We start from the raw sequence: 14,439 nt of genomic DNA on the forward strand, positions 1-14,439 counted from the left end.
GCACAATTCCACCGCGATTCTTAATAATTGGGGATCCGAAGGGTGGGAGCTTGTGCAGGTCGGTACCGGCCCTGAAGGGGGCCCGGTCGCTTATTTCAAACGCATCAAGGAAGAGAATAAGTAATGTCACAGCTTGATCAGCGGCTCGCAGAGCTGGGCCTGACGGTCCCAGAAAGTTCAAAGCCACTTGCCTCCTATTTGCCAGCAATGGTTTCGGGAAACCTTGTGTACACGTCCGGTCAGCTGCCGATGGTTGATGGCGCACTTCCGGCAACCGGCAAAGTCGGTGCCGAGGTGGATGCTGCTGCAGCACAGGAGTACGCCAAGACCTGTGTTCTCAACGGCCTTGCTGCCGCGAGGGGCGCGATTGGATCTCTTGACCGCATCACGCGCGTGGTGAAGGTCGTCGGTTTCGTGGCATCCGACCCCAGCTTTACCGGCCAGCCCGGTGTAATCAACGGAGCGTCCGAGCTCTTGGTTGAGATTTTTGGTGAGATCGGTAAGCACGCTCGTAGCGCTGTCGGTGTCGCTGTATTGCCGCTCGATTCTCCTGTTGAGGTCGAGTTCGTGTTCGAGTTCGCGTGATCGAAGTCTGGCAGTCCGGTCAAGCCGGAGAGAATGCCCCGCTTCGCTCGCTAGATCTGAGTGAGTGGGATCCTACGCTCGTGGGCGTCACGCTGCAGGCGCGTCGTCTGGTGCAAGACAGTCGCGAGGCTGGGCCGGATGACGTGTTTGTGGCTATCGGCACCACTGCGTCGTCGGCATTGCCGTACATTGATGCCGCTCTCGCCCAGGGTGCTGTCGCTGTGCTCGTGGACGCGAAGGCGGCCGAGAGCGCCCACGGTGACGACCGCGTGTTCGCGATTGCGAACCTCCGCGAGGTAATCGGCGCCCGAGCGGATGCGTTTGTCGAGCATCCGTCTGCCTCGATGTCCATGGTGGGTATTACAGGCACGAATGGTAAAACGTCGACGGCTCACTTGCTGACGCAAGCGTGGCAGCGACTGGGGATGACGTCGGCAACGATCGGAACGTTGGGCGCGGGAATTACGGGCAAGCCCCGCATCAACATGGGCATGACGACTCCGCAAGTGACGGCGGTGCACCAGTTCTTGGATGACTTCCACCGTGCCGGCGTCACAAACGTGGCTATGGAGGTCAGCTCTCACGCGCTCGAGCAACGCCGAGTAGATGGCGTTGCGTTCGACATTGTCGCGTTCACGAACTTCACGCGCGATCACCTCGACTACCACGGGTCGATGGAGGAATATGCGGCGCAGAAGGCAAAGATCTTCACGCTACCGGGCATCCAGACGGCTCTGCTGAATCTTGATGACGCGGCTGCCGAGAATCACTTCCACCACACGATCCCTGCGGGCGTGCGCGCGATTGGCATGACCTCCCACGGCCATGCTGAAGCGAGTGTTCGTGCCGATAACGTGAAGCTCACCACCGAGGGTCTCGAGTTCGATCTCGTGATCGAGGGCGAAAGCCATCACGTCTCCAGCGGTCTCATCGGACGCTTCAATGTGGACAACTTGCTCACGTGCGCGACAGTGCTGTGGGCCCAAGGTGTCGAGCCGCGTGCGATCGCTGAGGTATTGGCGCCGCTCGAGCCGGTGCTGGGGCGTATGACCCGCATCCGCGAAAACGACCAGCTGCCGTTGGTTGTAGTGGATGCCGGCCACACTCCCGATGCGGTGCGTCAAGCAGTCACGGCTCTGCGTGACTCGGGCCACACCCGCATCGTGACCGTCTTTGGTGCAACGGGCGACCGTGATCCGGGCAAGCGCCCGGTGATGGCTCGCATCGTTGAAGACGCCTCTGACGTAATCGTGGTTACCGACGACGATGTGCACAACGAAGATGGCGACCAGATTGTGGACCACATTCGCGCCGGATTCGAACACCCGGAGCGGGTAGTGGAAATTCGCGACCGTACGACCGCCATCGCCTATGCGATTGATGCAGCGAATCCGGATGACGTGGTGCTCTTGCAGGGCAAGGGTCACGAACCGTACCAAATTGTGGGCAACGAGCGCGTGCCGTTCAGCGACATCGACACCGCTATTCGCTTGCTCAAGGAGCGCGCGAAGTAGCGAGAACGCAGCTGTAACGTAGCGAAGGCCGGGTCCCGTTGGGGCCCGGCCTTCGTCATTGCTGTGAGAGCTAGTTGAGCTTGTCGGAGATGATCTGCATCACGGTGGTGTCGGCGAGGGTGGTGGTGTCACCGATCTCGCGACCCTCCGCGACATCCTGAAGCAGTCGTCGCATGATCTTTCCCGAGCGGGTTTTGGGCAGCTCGGCGACGATGAAGATTTCACGGGGGCGAGCGATCGCCCCAATCTCCTTCGCAACGTGCTGACGCAAGAGGGCGCTCGCCTCGGCGGCGGTCTGAGCGTGCTCTTGGTTCGACTTGAGAATCACAAACGCGACTACAGCCTGACCGGTCGCTTCGTCAGCGGCTCCGACCACAGCGGCTTCCGCCACGATCGGGTTGGAGACGAGAGCGGACTCGATTTCGGTGGTCGACAGGCGGTGGCCGGAGACGTTCATGACGTCATCCACGCGGCCCAGCAGCCAAATGTCGCCATCTTCGTCAACGTGGGCACCATCGCCAGCGAAGTACTGTTCGCCGTCGAGCTGCGGGAACTTCGACCAGTAGGTTTCCTTGAAGCGCTCGGGGTCACCCCAGATGCCGCGCAGCATGGCAGGCCACGGTTCGGAGACCACGAGCAGCCCACCGTTGGGCGGATCGACGCGCGTGCCATCTTCACCGAGGATGTCAATCTTGATTCCCGGAATCGGCACCTGGGCCGAGCCTGGCTTCAGCGTCGTGAGCCCCGGCAGCGCGGAGATCATGATGGCGCCGGTTTCGGTTTGCCACCAGGTGTCAACAATGGGGGCGGTGCCCGCACCGATTACATCGCGGTACCAAATCCACGCTTCAGGGTTGATCGGCTCGCCCACCGAACCGAGCACGCGAATCGAGCTCAGGTCGAACTGCTCGGGGATTTGACGACCGGCCTTCATAAACGAACGGATGGCGGTGGGCGCCGTGTAGAAAATGCTCACCCCAAACTTCTGAATGATCTCCCACCAGCGGCCCGGGTTGGGGCTATCGGGCGTGCCCTCGTAGAGCACCTGAGTCGCACCGTTCGCGAGCGGACCGTAGGTGACATACGTGTGACCGGTGATCCAACCCACGTCGGCGGTGCACCAATAGACATCGGTCTCGGGCTTCAGATCGAACACGTTCTTGTGAGTGAATGCAGCCTGCGTGAGGTAGCCACCACTCGTGTGCAGGATGCCCTTCGGCTTGCCCGTCGTTCCCGAGGTGTAAAGCACAAAGAGAGGGTTCTCGGCAGGGAAGCCCAGCGCCTCGTGCTCAGGCTCCGCTGCCTCAATCTGCTCGTGCCACCACAGGTCGCGACCCTCGGTCCACTCGACATCGTTGTCGCCGCGCTTGACGACCAGCACATTCGTGACGCTGGATTCGCCGTTGGCGAGTGCGGCATCCACTGCTGCTTTGAGGGGGAAGACTTTTCCCTTGCGCCAGCCACCATCGGCGGTGACGACAAGCTTCGCGCTCGCGTCGTCGATGCGGCTGCGCAGGCTTTCGGCACTGAAGCCGCCGAAGACAACGGAGTGAGCGGCGCCGAGGCGAACCGTGGCGAGCATCGCGATGACGGCCTCGGGAACGAGCGGCATGTAGATGGCGACAACGTCACCCTGGCCGACGCCGAGGGCAGCCATGGCGTTAGCGGCTCGCTTCACCTCTGCGGTCAATTCGGCGTAGGTGATGCTGCGGCTGTCGCCGGGCTCGCCTTCCCAATGGATGGCGACGCGGTCACCGTTGCCCGCGAGCACGTGGCGGTCGAGGCAGTTGTAGGCCACGTTGAGCTCGCCGTCGGCGAACCACTTGGCGAACGGCGGCGTAGACCAATCGAGGGTTTCTGTGAATGGCTTGTGCCAGTGCACGTATTCACGTGCCTTGTCGGCCCAAAACTCAACGCGATCTTCTTTGGCTGAGGCATAGAGGTCGGCGCTTGCCTCGGAAGCCGCAGAAAAGGCCTCTGACGGGGCAAAACGGCGTGATTCGTGCAGAAGACTGTCAATGGAATTACTAGGCATTTGATCCTCTTCGATCGTGTGATTGCATTTATTGACCACGTGCTTTCTGAAAGTATTCCACCGATTCTAGAACCTCCGTTGCACGCCCACACCGTTGCGTTACACTGAAAGTCGCTGGGCGCAAGTTCAGCAAGTGGCCAATACGATTCCCCCCAATCGTCGGCCGCTGTGGCGGCGCCCTTTCCCCCCACTGGGCGCCGCCCCTCTCTTTTTAATGGCCAGTTGTGAAGGCGTGTTTCGGTGGGACCCCGACGCCCCGCAACCCGGCCCAAGGCTGGGTTAGACCTGCGCACGGTAGAGGTCGACTTCCTCAGCAATCGTGGCACTCTGACGGCTCAGTTGCCGCTGGCATCCGGATTGCTGACAGTCCGCCATATTGCTTTGTGCACAATTTATTTGTGTGCAAAGCTTTCAGGATGGATGACGAACAGAACGAGACGGGATCGGCTCCATCCGCCCTCGACACCATGCTGTGCTTCGGTCTTTATGCGGCCGCCCGGGCGACGAACCGTCGCTACACCGCGCTTTTGGCGCCGTGGGGGCTGACCTACCCGCAATATTTGGTCCTGATTCTCCTGTGGGAACGTCGGTCGTCGACAGTGAGTGGCCTCGCGGACAGCCTCATGCTCGACCTCGGTACCACCTCGCCGCTGATTCGGCGGTTAGAAGATCGCGGATTCGTCGTGCGCGAACGATCGGCTTCAGACGAACGGCGCGTAATGGTGTCGCTCACTGCCTCCGGGCTCGCGCTCCGCGCGGAACTGGCTCACATTCCCGGCTGCATCGCCGAGGCCACTGGCATTACTCTCCCCGAATTCACCTCGACGCTGACAACGCTTCACAACGTCACCACCAACCTCTCCACAGCAACCGCTGCTGGATCTCATGTCATTGAAAGGCAGAACTAATGGAAGCTCTCTACACCGCACAGGCTCTCTCGACTGGCGCTGGCCGCAACGGCCACGTAGCTACGACATCCGGCTCCGTCGACCTCGACTTGGCTGTGCCGCAGTCGATGGGTGGATCGGGCAACGGTGGCAACCCCGAAGAACTCTTCGCCGCCGGTTACGCCGCGTGCTTCCACTCCGCGCTGCAGCTTGTTGCTCGCAACGAGAAGGTCGCCATCGACCACTCCTCCGTGGGCAGCGCTGTGCACCTTCTGCCGATCGACGGCGGAGGATTCAAACTCGCTGTTGAGCTCGAGGTCGTCATCCCTGATCTTGACCACGACCAGGCTCAGGCTCTGGCGGATGCCGCCCACCAGATCTGCCCTTACTCCAACGCCACTCGCGGCAACATCGACGTCACCATCACTGTCGCACAGGACTGATCGCCAGCGGGCGCGTCGTGACGCGTTCGTGCGCATAAAAAACGAGGGGGGTGCCGGTAGGCACCCCCCTCGTTTTCGCTCTCTAGGCAGCGCTGCTCACTAGACGATTGCCGCCTTCAGGGCGGCTGCTGCTGCCGCTGGGTCGGCTGCGCTATAAATCGAGCTCCCGGCAACGGCAACGGTTGCGCCGGCACGCTGCACTGCTGCAATCGTGGAAGCGTTGATGCCGCCAGCGACCGAGAACGGAACCCGCGCGGTCTCACCGTCATTGAGCAAAGTCTCGAAGGTGAATCCGGGCTCCGCCTGCTCATCGAGCCCTGCATGCATCTCGACGAACACGGCACCAAGAGCGGTGACCTCCTTCGCGCGAGTGACCTTGTCGGCAACGCCGATGAGGTCAACAACGATGCCCTTCTTGTGGGCTTTCGCCGCTTTCACGGCACCGATGATGGTGCTGTCTCCGGCGGTGCCCAAGACGGTGACGTAGTCGGCGCCTGCAGAAAATGCGATGTCGGCTTCGAGCTCTCCGGCATCCATCGTCTTCAGATCGGCGAAGACCATCTTGTCGGGGTGAGCATCCTTGATGGCGCGCACGGCACTGAGACCTTCGTGCTTAATGAGCGGTGTGCCCAATTCGATGATGTCAACATACTCAGCAACCTGTCCGGCCAGCGTGAGGGCGGCTTCTGTGGTGAGTACATCCATTGCTACTTGAAGTTTCATTGAGTTCTCTTTCTTTATGGGGGAGTTGGACGAGGGGAATCTGCCGACAGGGGAGTCGGGGAGAAGGTGTAGCCGGGGAGAAGGTGCAGCCTGTGCTGCTGCTGCTGCTGCTGCTGCTACTCGAGGTTGGCGTGCCGCGGCCACAGCTCTTCGGCGGTCGCGCCGGACTCTTGCCACAGCACGTGGAAAAGTGCGTCGCCAAGCAGCAGCAACGATTGTTCGAACAATCCGCCGGAGTATTGAGCCGAACGAGTGTGCCCGTGGTCTTGTTTCTGTGCGGCGGGGATGATCACGGCGACCTGTGCGAGCTGTGCCAGAGGCGAGTCCGCTGCCGTGGTGACGGCGATGACCTGAGCACCAACCTCCTTCGCAGTCGTTGCCGAGCGGATGATGCCGGCGGTCGTTCCCGAGCCGCTTGCTGCGAGAAGAACATCTCCAGCAGCAATTGCGGGAGTGGTTACCTCGCCAACCACGTGCACGGCCAGGCCCGCGTGCATGAGGCGCATCGCGAGCATCCGCAGGGCTAGTCCGGAGCGGCCGGAGCCGAGCACGAACACTCGGGATGCGGTGCTGAGCAGGTCGAGTGCTGATCGCACTGCCTCGGATTCGTCGCGAGCGATTGCGGTGCTGATGCGGGTATTTTCCGCGAGAACAAGTTCGATTGCGGAGGAAACCGTAGTGGTGTCGTTGCTGGCCATTACTTCACTGTGCCACCCGTTTGGGCAGCAGACCGCCCACCTTTTGGCCGGTTTTCCCTATCCGAAAGGGTAGGTCGCGCCTAAAATGGGGGAGTGACTGCTCTCAGCAACGCCAGTTCCCTTGACCTCCTCGATGCCGCCCATTCGGTGGTGTCACGTTCTCTGCTTCAGATTGCGAGCGCCTTTTCTGCGGTGCTTGCGCCCATGGTGGCGCACAGCTCTCTATTGATATTCACGGAAGACTGCACAGGGCGCCCTCAGAAGAAAGCGGGGGATCCTTCGATCACCAATCACGTGAGCATCGCCGAACTCGACGCCGTGCGTGAGACAGTGTCGAGCATCGGGCATCCGGTGTGGGGAATCACGGCGGTAGTTGCCCGCCACGAGCGTCCCGCAGCAGTGTGGATTGCGCCGACCGGTTCGCTGCTCGTCCTCACCGATCCGGTGATCGTGACTGGTGGGCAATCGCAGGAACAGGCGTTGGCGACGATCGCGTCACTGTGGCGATTGGTGGCGGTGAGCATCCAGCAGCAAGTTGCCGTTGCAAGCCCCGACTATCTTCGGGATTCGCGGATGGCATCGCAGGATCGCGCCCAGGTTATTGCCGATCTCACCGACGCGCACTCCACGACTCTGGAACAAATTCTTGCGACGTTGCGCTCTCGTAGTGCGTCGGATGAGACTGCGCGCCAAGAAGCCACCGAGCTGGCCGCTACGGCGATGGTCAATCTGCGGGCGGTGTCTGATCGGGATCGCAGTTTGGCTGAGGAACCGGTTGCGCGCGCTTTCGAACGCCTCAAAGCAGACCTGCGGCCCTTGGCCCGGTTTGGAGGCCTTGACGTGCAATTTGTGGAACCACCCGCTAACGGTCGCGCACTGCCGGGCGAAGTCGCCCACGCTGGCCGAGCGATCGTTCGGGGCGCTGTGCTTGCGCTCGTTGACCAACCGGGAGTCGCTCGGTTGCGGGTGGAGTGGGATTGCGACGGGGAGAATCTGCTGATTGGGATTCGCGATGACGGCCCTGGTGAGCTAGCGGTGGAAGACCCCGCTGTGCGGCAACTTGTTGAGAGGGCAGCTGCCCTTCGTGGTCGGTTGAGCGTGAACGGTACTGCGGGGTGGGGTTCCGAAATCTCGGTTGTCTTGCCTCTGAGCGCTGAGGGGCTTGATCGTTCCCCGAGTGCCCAGTGGCAGGTCACGCAACGGGAAGCCGACGTGCTGGAGCTGGTCGCCTCGGGTGCCCGTAATAAAGCCATCGCGCTCTCGCTCTCCATCAGTGAGAACACGGTGAAGTTTCATGTGGCGAACCTGCTGCGCAAGGCGGGGGTCTCGAACCGGGCTGAGCTCGTTTCGGCCTATCGCTGACTCGGTTTCCTGCGCACTTCTCCCTAACAAAGTCAGGGAGTCGCCGTTCGGCACGAGTGCGGTTGTGCCGCCAAAACTACAGTCGGAGTCTCCTTAATGTTGCCCTGTGACTACGACTCCTTCGCACCCCGACATTGTTCCTTTCGTTGCTCGTCGACGGTTCACAGCTGAGCCCACCCTCACAACCAATGCGCATGCTCGGGGTGTGCCTGTAGCCGGTGGCGGCGCTGGCCTCGGTTCTGGAACGGCGAACGGGGATGCTCTGACCCTGGCACTCCACGAGTTCGGCCCATTAGCCCCTTATGTTGGGCGCCCGAACACCACCGACGTGTTCGTCAACGGTGCCCAGAATGTCTGGATCGACCGCGGCGGAGGGCTTGAATTTGTTGGCGACGTAGGCATGACCGAAGCTGACCTGCGCGCGCTCGCCATTCGCCTCATCAACCTCGGCGGACGTCACGTCGACGAAGCGACACCCTGCGTGGATGTTCGGCTCGCCGGTGGGGTGCGGGTGCACGCTGTTCTCCCTCCCATCTCCGCCACCGGCACGCTGCTCTCGATCCGCGTGCCCAGCCGAGAACCATTCGGGTTGGCAGAACTCGACTTCGCAGGCTTCTTCAACGAGGTGCCGCTGCAGCGAGTGAAAGCCCTCATCGACGGGCGGGAGAATGTGCTCATCTCGGGCGCATCAGGAGCTGGAAAAACCACGTTTCTTGGCGCACTGTTGGCGGCGGCATCCGACACCGAACGCATCGTCGCCATTGAGGATGTCGCGGAGCTGCGCGTCGAACACCCGCACTTTGTATCGCTCGAGGCCCGGCAAGCGAACCTCGAAGGCGCAGGGGGCTACGGGCTGCCCGCGCTCGTGCGCGAAGCGTTGCGGATGCGGCCCGACCGGCTCGTCGTAGGGGAATGTCGAGGTGCGGAGATCCGCGAACTCCTGAGCGCGCTCAACACCGGCCACGACGGAGGCGCAGGAACCCTGCACGCTAACTCGCTGAAAGACGTACCAAGCAGGCTCGAAGCGCTGGGGGCGCTCGCCGGATTAGACGCGACCGCCATCGCACGCCAAGCCGTCAGCGCCATCGGCGCGGTGTTGCACGTCGATCGAGTCGACGGCCGCCGACGCCTCACCCACCTCGGCCGGCTCGTGCTCGACGACAACGACCGCCTCGCGATCGCCGAAATCGAATGAAACGCCTGCCATCGCAACTGCCCGACGTCGCCAGCATCACCCAACGGCTGGCCGTGCTGCTGCACGCCGGGCTGACTCCCACTTCGGCCTGGCAGCACGTCGCGCGCGGCCGCGCCGAGGGAAGCGTCGCGGCGGCGGTAGCGGTGCAAGGCAGCGATTCGGGAGGGGCTCCGGAACGTATTTTGCGGGCATCCGCGGGTCTGCCAGCGTTGGATCGGCAAGCATGGAACTCGCTTGCCGCCGCCTGGTTTGTTGCTGGTCAAGTTGGGGCCCCGCTGGCCGGTGCGCTTCGAACTCATGCGCGAGCGTTGCGGATGCTCGTGCACATCCAGCGCGAAGTGGCCACCGCCCTCGCTGCCCCCGTCGCCACCGCGCGCATGGTCTTGGCGTTGCCCGCCGTCGGGCTCATCTTTGGGGCGCTACTGGGTTTCGACACTCTGGGAGTGCTCTTCACAACCCCGATCGGGTGGGGGTGTCTCGTGGTCGGCGGCGGGCTGATCGTGATTGCTGTGCGCTGGAACAACCGGCTTGTGCGGTCGGCGACGCCCACACACGCGGCACCCGGTCTTGAGTGCGAGCTGATGGCCGTTGCGGTGTCGGGTGGCGGCTCACTCGTGCAGGCTCGGGCAGTCGTGACGCAGGCCCTCGAACGCTTCGGCCTGCCCGACGACGGCTCTCATCTCGACGACGTGCTGCGGCTCTCGCAGGAGGCCGGGGTGCCCGCCGCCGAACTCTTGCGGGCCGAAGCTGACGAGGTGCGGCTGACGGCCGATGCGGATGCTCGTGCCGGTGCCGCAGCGCTCTCGGTGCGGCTCATGCTCCCGCTCGGGCTGTGCGTGCTCCCGGCATTCATGGTGCTCGGAGTGCTGCCGCTCATGGTTGCGGTCATCTCATCCACCGTTGCCGGGTTCTAGCGATGTTCCACACATCGGGCCGCGCTAGGTCGCGAGACCCCCACGCTCGGCAGGCTGGAGTCACTCGGCCGCAGACTGCGCAACAGCGCACGAAGGAGTACCTCATGAATGATCCCTACCTTGTTCCCTTGCCCACTCTCGAACCAGGCCGTGCCCGCCGCCACCGGTTCGGCGGCGTCGCGGGGATGTCGTTACGTGCGCGCCAGTTCCGTGCCCGCGTGCGCACCCGCCTGCGCTCCGAGCGCGGCGCAGCAACCGCTGAATACGCCATCACCACTCTGGCCGCAGTCGGGTTCGCCGGACTGCTCGTCGTGATTCTCCGTTCCGGAGAGGTGCGCGGCATGCTCACCGACCTTGTGCGCAGTGCGCTCTCGATCCCGGCGTGATCGAGCACGAGCAGCGATGAACGAGCGTGGCAGTGTTACCGCAGAGTTTGCGTTGGCGCTGCCCGCTGTCGCACTCGTGCTCGTGTGCTGTCTCAGCGGGGTGCAACTCGCCGGGCTGCAAATCCGGTTGCAGGATGCGGCAGCTGTGTCAGCACGCAGCCTGGCGCGCGACGAAAGCTCCGGCACGGTCGCGGCCACCGCATCCGCTCTGGTCGCGTCGGCACGACTCAGTTCCCATCAGCGCGACGGCCTCGTGTGCGCCACCGTGAGCGCCCCCGCGCGCAACGCACTGCTCGGGCTGCTTCCGATCACGCTCAGTGCCACCAGCTGCGCTCTCGCGGGAGGCCAATGATGGCCACATTGCAGGCGGGAGCTGGGGTTACGGCGTGTGCTGCGCGTCGCCCGCTGAACGACGAACGAGGCTCGGGCACCATCCTGATGGTCGGTCTCATCGCCACCGTGATCGCCGTCGCTGCCCTCGTCATCCCTCTCTATTGGGTGCTCAGCGTGAGGCACGCGCTTGCCGGGGCGACCGACGCTGCCGCGCTCGCCGCAGCCGACACCGCGAGCGGGCTTGTTGCCGGCTACCCGTGTGCCAACGCCGAGCGGCTCGCGAGTGCTAATAACTCCCTTATAGAGGACTGTGTGGTTGATGGGCGTATCGTGACAGTTACCGCTAGTCGCCGCATCCTCGGCATACTGGTCACAACGAGCGCTACAGCAGGCCCACCCCCAACCAGGGCGGATTAGGCAACTGAGCGGTCGGTGTGTGTATTGTGTCGCTGATAGTGGCGCTGCCACCGGTCAAGTGCGTCATCATCCAAGGAGTCCCGTGTCTGGCACCAAAAAACTTGTCATTGTCGAGTCGCCCACCAAGGCCAAGACGATAGCCAAGTACCTCGGTGACGACTACGACGTGCTCTCCTCCGTCGGTCACATTCGAGACCTCGTCGAACCCCGCAATCTGCCGCCCGAGCTCAAAAAGGGTTCGCTCGGCAAGTTCTCTGTCGACGTCGATAACGGCTTCGAGCCGTACTACGTGGTCTCCGACGCCAAGAAGAAAACCGTCGCCGAACTCAAGAAAGCGCTCAGCGGAGCGAACGAACTCTTCCTCGCAACTGATGAGGACCGCGAAGGTGAGGCCATCGCGTGGCACCTCCTGCAGGTGCTGAAGCCCAAAGTTCCCGTCAAGCGCATGGTCTTCCACGAAATCACCGAAGACGCCATCGAAGCGGCTATCAACAACACCCGCGACGTTGACACCGCCCTCGTTGACGCTCAAGAAACCCGCCGCATCCTCGACCGCCTCTACGGCTACGAAATCTCGCCCGTGCTCTGGCGCAAAGTCGGCCCCGGTCTTTCCGCCGGCCGCGTACAGTCCGCCGCGACCCGCCTCGTTGTTGAGCGCGAGCGCGAACGTCTCGCCTTCATCACCGCCAACTACTGGGACCTCATCGCCCAGCTCTCGCCTGACAGCGAAACCAACGGTTTCGAGTCCAAACTTGTACGCCTCGACGGCAAGCGCGTTGCTGCCGGCCGTGACTTCGACGACCGCGGAAACCTCAAAGGCGAAGCAGTAGCGCTCGACGAAAAGGCAGCCCAAACTCTCGCAGATGCACTGCGGATGCCGAGCACCACCATCACGGTGAAGTCGGTCGAAACCAAGCCATACACGCGCCGCCCCGCAGCGCCCTTCACCACCTCAACGCTGCAGCAGGAGGCCGGCCGTAAGCTGCGCTACTCCGCACGCCAGACCATGAGCGTTGCGCAGTCGCTGTACGAAAACGGTTACATCACCTATATGCGAACCGACTCCTCGTCGCTCTCGCAGCAGGCCATCACCGCCGCCCGCACTCAAGCCGTCGCGCTCTATGGCGCTGACGCTGTGCCCGACAAGCCCCGCGTGTACGCCAGCAAGAGCAAGAACGCTCAAGAGGCCCACGAAGCTATTCGCCCCTCAGGCGACACGTTCCGCACGCCAAGCGAACTCCAGTCCACGCTGCGCGGCAATGACTTCAAGCTCTATGAACTGATCTGGAAGCGCACCGTCGCCTCGCAAATGGCTGACGCCAAGGGCTCGACGGCATCAGTCACCATCGCTGCCGGTGAAGCCCCCGTTGCCGAATTCTCGGCCAGCGGAACCATCATCACCTTCCGCGGCTTCATGCAGGCCTACGAAGAAGGCCAAGACGAAGAACGCAACGCCACCGCTGAGCCCAAAGAAGCGAAACTGCCTCCGCTCAAGGAAGGCCAAACCCTCACGCTTCTCGACATCGAAGCGAAGGGTCACGAGACCAGCCCGCCCCCGCGCTACACCGAAGCAAGCCTCGTCAAGAAGCTTGAAGAACTCGGCATCGGTCGCCCGTCGACCTACGCGTCGATTATCTCCACGATCATCGACCGCGGCTACATTACGCCGCGCGGCCAAGCCCTCGTGCCCAACTGGATTGCCTTCTCGGTGATCCGTTTGCTCGAAGAATACTTCGGCGACCTCGTCCAGTACGACTTCACCGCCGGCATGGAAGACGACCTCGACCGCATCGCGGGCGGCACCCAGAACCGCGTTGAATGGCTGCAGTCGTTCTACTTCGGTGACGACAAGTACCGGGGCCTGCGCACCGTCATCGACAACCTCGGCGAAATCGATGCCAAGGAAATTAACTCGATGAAGCTGTCGGATGACGTGACGCTACGCATCGGAAAGTACGGCCCGTACCTGGAGACCCCCAGTGACGACCCGGAGAAGCCGCGCCGCGTCAACATTCCCGAAGCGCTCGCGCCCGACGAGCTCACCCTTGCCAAGGCGATCGAACTGATCGAAGCTCCCGTCGTCGGTGACCGTGTTATCGGCGTCAACCCGGAGAACGGCAAAGAGATCGTGGCGAAAGATGGCCGGTTCGGCCCCTACGTCACCGAGCTCGAGCCAGAGCCTGAGCCCGTTCCGGAGCCCGTCGAAGAGATCGATCCCAAGACCGGCGAAGTGAAGAAGGCCAAGAAGCCTAAGAAGGCTGCCGTCGTGAAGCCGCGCACGGCATCCATTTTCAAGACGATGGAGCTCGATGCGATCGACCTCGATACCGCGCTCAAACTGCTCAGCCTGCCCCGCGTGGTCGGCCTCGACCCCGAAACCGGCGTCGAGATCACCGCACAAAACGGACGCTACGGCCCCTACCTCAAGAAGGGTGTCGAAACGCGTTCGCTCACGAGCGAAGACCTCATCTTCGACATCGACGTCGCTGGTGCCGTAGAGCTCTACGCCCAGCCCAAGTACGGCAACCGCGCGGCATCCAGTGCTCTCAAAGAGTTCGATGCAGACCCGGTGAGCGAAAAGCCGATCAAGATCAAGGATGGCCGCTTCGGTGCGTACGTAACCGACGGCACCACCAACGCCACCATCCCGCGCGGCGAAACTGTCGAAGACGTCGACTTCGAGCGTGCCGTTCAGCTGCTGGCCGACAAGCGAGCCAAGGGGCCGGTCAAGCGCAAGACGGCTGCGAAGAAGCCAGCTGCCAAGAAGCCTGCTGCGAAAAAACCTGCCGCCAAGAAGCCGGCAGCGAAGAAGCCAGCAGCGAAGACGACTGCGGCAAAGACCACAGCAGCGAAGACGCCTGCGGCCAAGAAGCCGGCGGCGAAGAAGCCTGCTGCGCCCAAGGCCGCAGCCAAGGCCACCACCAGCGCCGCTACCGAAGCAGAGTAG

At 62.7% G+C, this 14,439-nt stretch carries 14 protein-coding genes; 11 read left to right on the top strand and 3 right to left on the bottom strand.

Translation table 11 applies throughout. The features are described 5' to 3' along the window. Nucleotides 1-123: 123 nt before the first annotated feature. Nucleotides 124-585 carry a RidA family protein gene (locus tag I6E52_RS10990; RefSeq protein WP_197125985.1) on the top strand — a complete coding sequence of 154 codons (462 nt, stop codon included), beginning with the start codon at nucleotides 124-126 and terminating at the stop codon, nucleotides 583-585. Continuing rightward, entirely contained in the window at nucleotides 582-2,099 is a 1,518-nt protein-coding gene (locus tag I6E52_RS10995; protein WP_197157391.1) for a UDP-N-acetylmuramoyl-L-alanyl-D-glutamate--2,6-diaminopimelate ligase, read from the top strand. The genes I6E52_RS10990 and I6E52_RS10995 overlap by 4 nt, the downstream gene beginning before the upstream one ends. Nucleotides 2,100-2,169: 70 nt before the next feature. Here the strand turns inward: I6E52_RS10995 and acs are convergent, their stop codons facing one another. Next, nucleotides 2,170-4,134, bottom strand: coding sequence for an acetate--CoA ligase (gene acs / locus I6E52_RS11000; RefSeq protein ID WP_197157393.1), 1,965 nt, complete (start codon nucleotides 4,132-4,134; stop codon nucleotides 2,170-2,172). 416 nt (nucleotides 4,135-4,550) lie between these two features. Here acs and I6E52_RS11005 point away from each other — a divergent pair, with 416 nt between their 5' ends. Both I6E52_RS11005 and I6E52_RS11010 read left to right on the top strand, forming a co-directional pair. Then, nucleotides 4,551-5,042 carry a MarR family winged helix-turn-helix transcriptional regulator gene (locus I6E52_RS11005; protein WP_197157395.1) on the top strand — a complete coding sequence of 164 codons (492 nt, stop codon included), beginning with the start codon at nucleotides 4,551-4,553 and terminating at the stop codon, nucleotides 5,040-5,042. Beyond that, nucleotides 5,042-5,464, top strand: a complete 423-nt coding sequence (locus I6E52_RS11010) for an organic hydroperoxide resistance protein (RefSeq protein ID WP_197157397.1) — start codon at nucleotides 5,042-5,044, stop codon at nucleotides 5,462-5,464. The genes I6E52_RS11005 and I6E52_RS11010 overlap by 1 nt, the downstream gene beginning before the upstream one ends. 99 nt (nucleotides 5,465-5,563) lie before the next feature. Here the strand turns inward: I6E52_RS11010 and hxlA are convergent, their stop codons facing one another. Next, nucleotides 5,564-6,187, bottom strand: coding sequence for a 3-hexulose-6-phosphate synthase (hxlA, locus tag I6E52_RS11015; protein ID WP_197157399.1), 624 nt, complete (start codon nucleotides 6,185-6,187; stop codon nucleotides 5,564-5,566). 116 nt (nucleotides 6,188-6,303) lie between these two features. Then, complete coding sequence (gene hxlB, locus I6E52_RS11020; RefSeq protein ID WP_197157401.1) at nucleotides 6,304-6,885, bottom strand: 6-phospho-3-hexuloisomerase; 582 nt, start codon at nucleotides 6,883-6,885, stop codon at nucleotides 6,304-6,306. 93 nt (nucleotides 6,886-6,978) lie between these two features. Here hxlB and I6E52_RS14580 point away from each other — a divergent pair, with 93 nt between their 5' ends. The 7 genes from I6E52_RS14580 (at nucleotide 6,979) to topA (ending at nucleotide 14,439) form a co-directional block, all read left to right on the top strand. Continuing rightward, on the top strand, nucleotides 6,979-8,247 hold the full coding sequence (locus tag I6E52_RS14580) for a response regulator transcription factor family protein (RefSeq protein WP_197157403.1): 1,269 nt from the start codon (nucleotides 6,979-6,981) through the stop codon (nucleotides 8,245-8,247). A 106-nt stretch (nucleotides 8,248-8,353) separates the two neighbouring features. Next, nucleotides 8,354-9,442, top strand: a complete 1,089-nt coding sequence (locus I6E52_RS11030) for a TadA family conjugal transfer-associated ATPase (RefSeq protein WP_197157405.1) — start codon at nucleotides 8,354-8,356, stop codon at nucleotides 9,440-9,442. Then, the gene (locus I6E52_RS11035) at nucleotides 9,439-10,356 is read left to right on the top strand and encodes a type II secretion system F family protein (RefSeq protein ID WP_197157407.1); all 918 of its coding nucleotides are present in this window, start codon (nucleotides 9,439-9,441) and stop codon (nucleotides 10,354-10,356) included. Before I6E52_RS11030 ends, I6E52_RS11035 begins: the two co-directional genes overlap by 4 nt. 104 nt (nucleotides 10,357-10,460) lie before the next feature. Beyond that, nucleotides 10,461-10,742, top strand: a complete 282-nt coding sequence (locus I6E52_RS11040) for a DUF4244 domain-containing protein (protein WP_231602074.1) — start codon at nucleotides 10,461-10,463, stop codon at nucleotides 10,740-10,742. A gap of 16 nt (nucleotides 10,743-10,758) precedes the next feature. Beyond that, the gene (locus I6E52_RS11045) at nucleotides 10,759-11,094 is read left to right on the top strand and encodes a TadE family type IV pilus minor pilin (protein ID WP_197157409.1); all 336 of its coding nucleotides are present in this window, start codon (nucleotides 10,759-10,761) and stop codon (nucleotides 11,092-11,094) included. Then, a complete protein-coding gene (locus I6E52_RS11050; protein ID WP_197157411.1) occupies nucleotides 11,094-11,492 on the top strand; it encodes an Rv3654c family TadE-like protein in 399 nt (132 codons plus the stop codon). The genes I6E52_RS11045 and I6E52_RS11050 overlap by 1 nt, the downstream gene beginning before the upstream one ends. Nucleotides 11,493-11,574: 82 nt before the next feature. Next, nucleotides 11,575-14,439, top strand: coding sequence for a type I DNA topoisomerase (topA, locus tag I6E52_RS11055; RefSeq protein ID WP_197157414.1), 2,865 nt, complete (start codon nucleotides 11,575-11,577; stop codon nucleotides 14,437-14,439).

The sequence above is a fragment of the Salinibacterium sp. NG253 genome, assembly GCF_015864945.1.
Classification (GTDB): domain Bacteria; phylum Actinomycetota; class Actinomycetes; order Actinomycetales; family Microbacteriaceae; genus Rhodoglobus.

Coding starts and splice junctions, on each gene's coding strand:
- I6E52_RS10990 (WP_197125985.1), top strand. CDS start 124: ATGTCACAGCTTGATCAGCGGCTCGCAGAGCTGGGCCTGACGGTCCCA.
- acs (WP_197157393.1), bottom strand. CDS start 4,134: ATGCCTAGTAATTCCATTGACAGTCTTCTGCACGAATCACGCCGTTTT.
- I6E52_RS11005 (WP_197157395.1), top strand. CDS start 4,551: ATGGATGACGAACAGAACGAGACGGGATCGGCTCCATCCGCCCTCGAC.
- I6E52_RS11010 (WP_197157397.1), top strand. CDS start 5,042: ATGGAAGCTCTCTACACCGCACAGGCTCTCTCGACTGGCGCTGGCCGC.
- hxlA (WP_197157399.1), bottom strand. CDS start 6,187: ATGAAACTTCAAGTAGCAATGGATGTACTCACCACAGAAGCCGCCCTC.
- hxlB (WP_197157401.1), bottom strand. CDS start 6,885: ATGGCCAGCAACGACACCACTACGGTTTCCTCCGCAATCGAACTTGTT.
- I6E52_RS11035 (WP_197157407.1), top strand. CDS start 9,439: ATGAAACGCCTGCCATCGCAACTGCCCGACGTCGCCAGCATCACCCAA.
- I6E52_RS11040 (WP_231602074.1), top strand. CDS start 10,461: ATGAATGATCCCTACCTTGTTCCCTTGCCCACTCTCGAACCAGGCCGT.
- I6E52_RS11045 (WP_197157409.1), top strand. CDS start 10,759: ATGAACGAGCGTGGCAGTGTTACCGCAGAGTTTGCGTTGGCGCTGCCC.
- I6E52_RS11050 (WP_197157411.1), top strand. CDS start 11,094: ATGGCCACATTGCAGGCGGGAGCTGGGGTTACGGCGTGTGCTGCGCGT.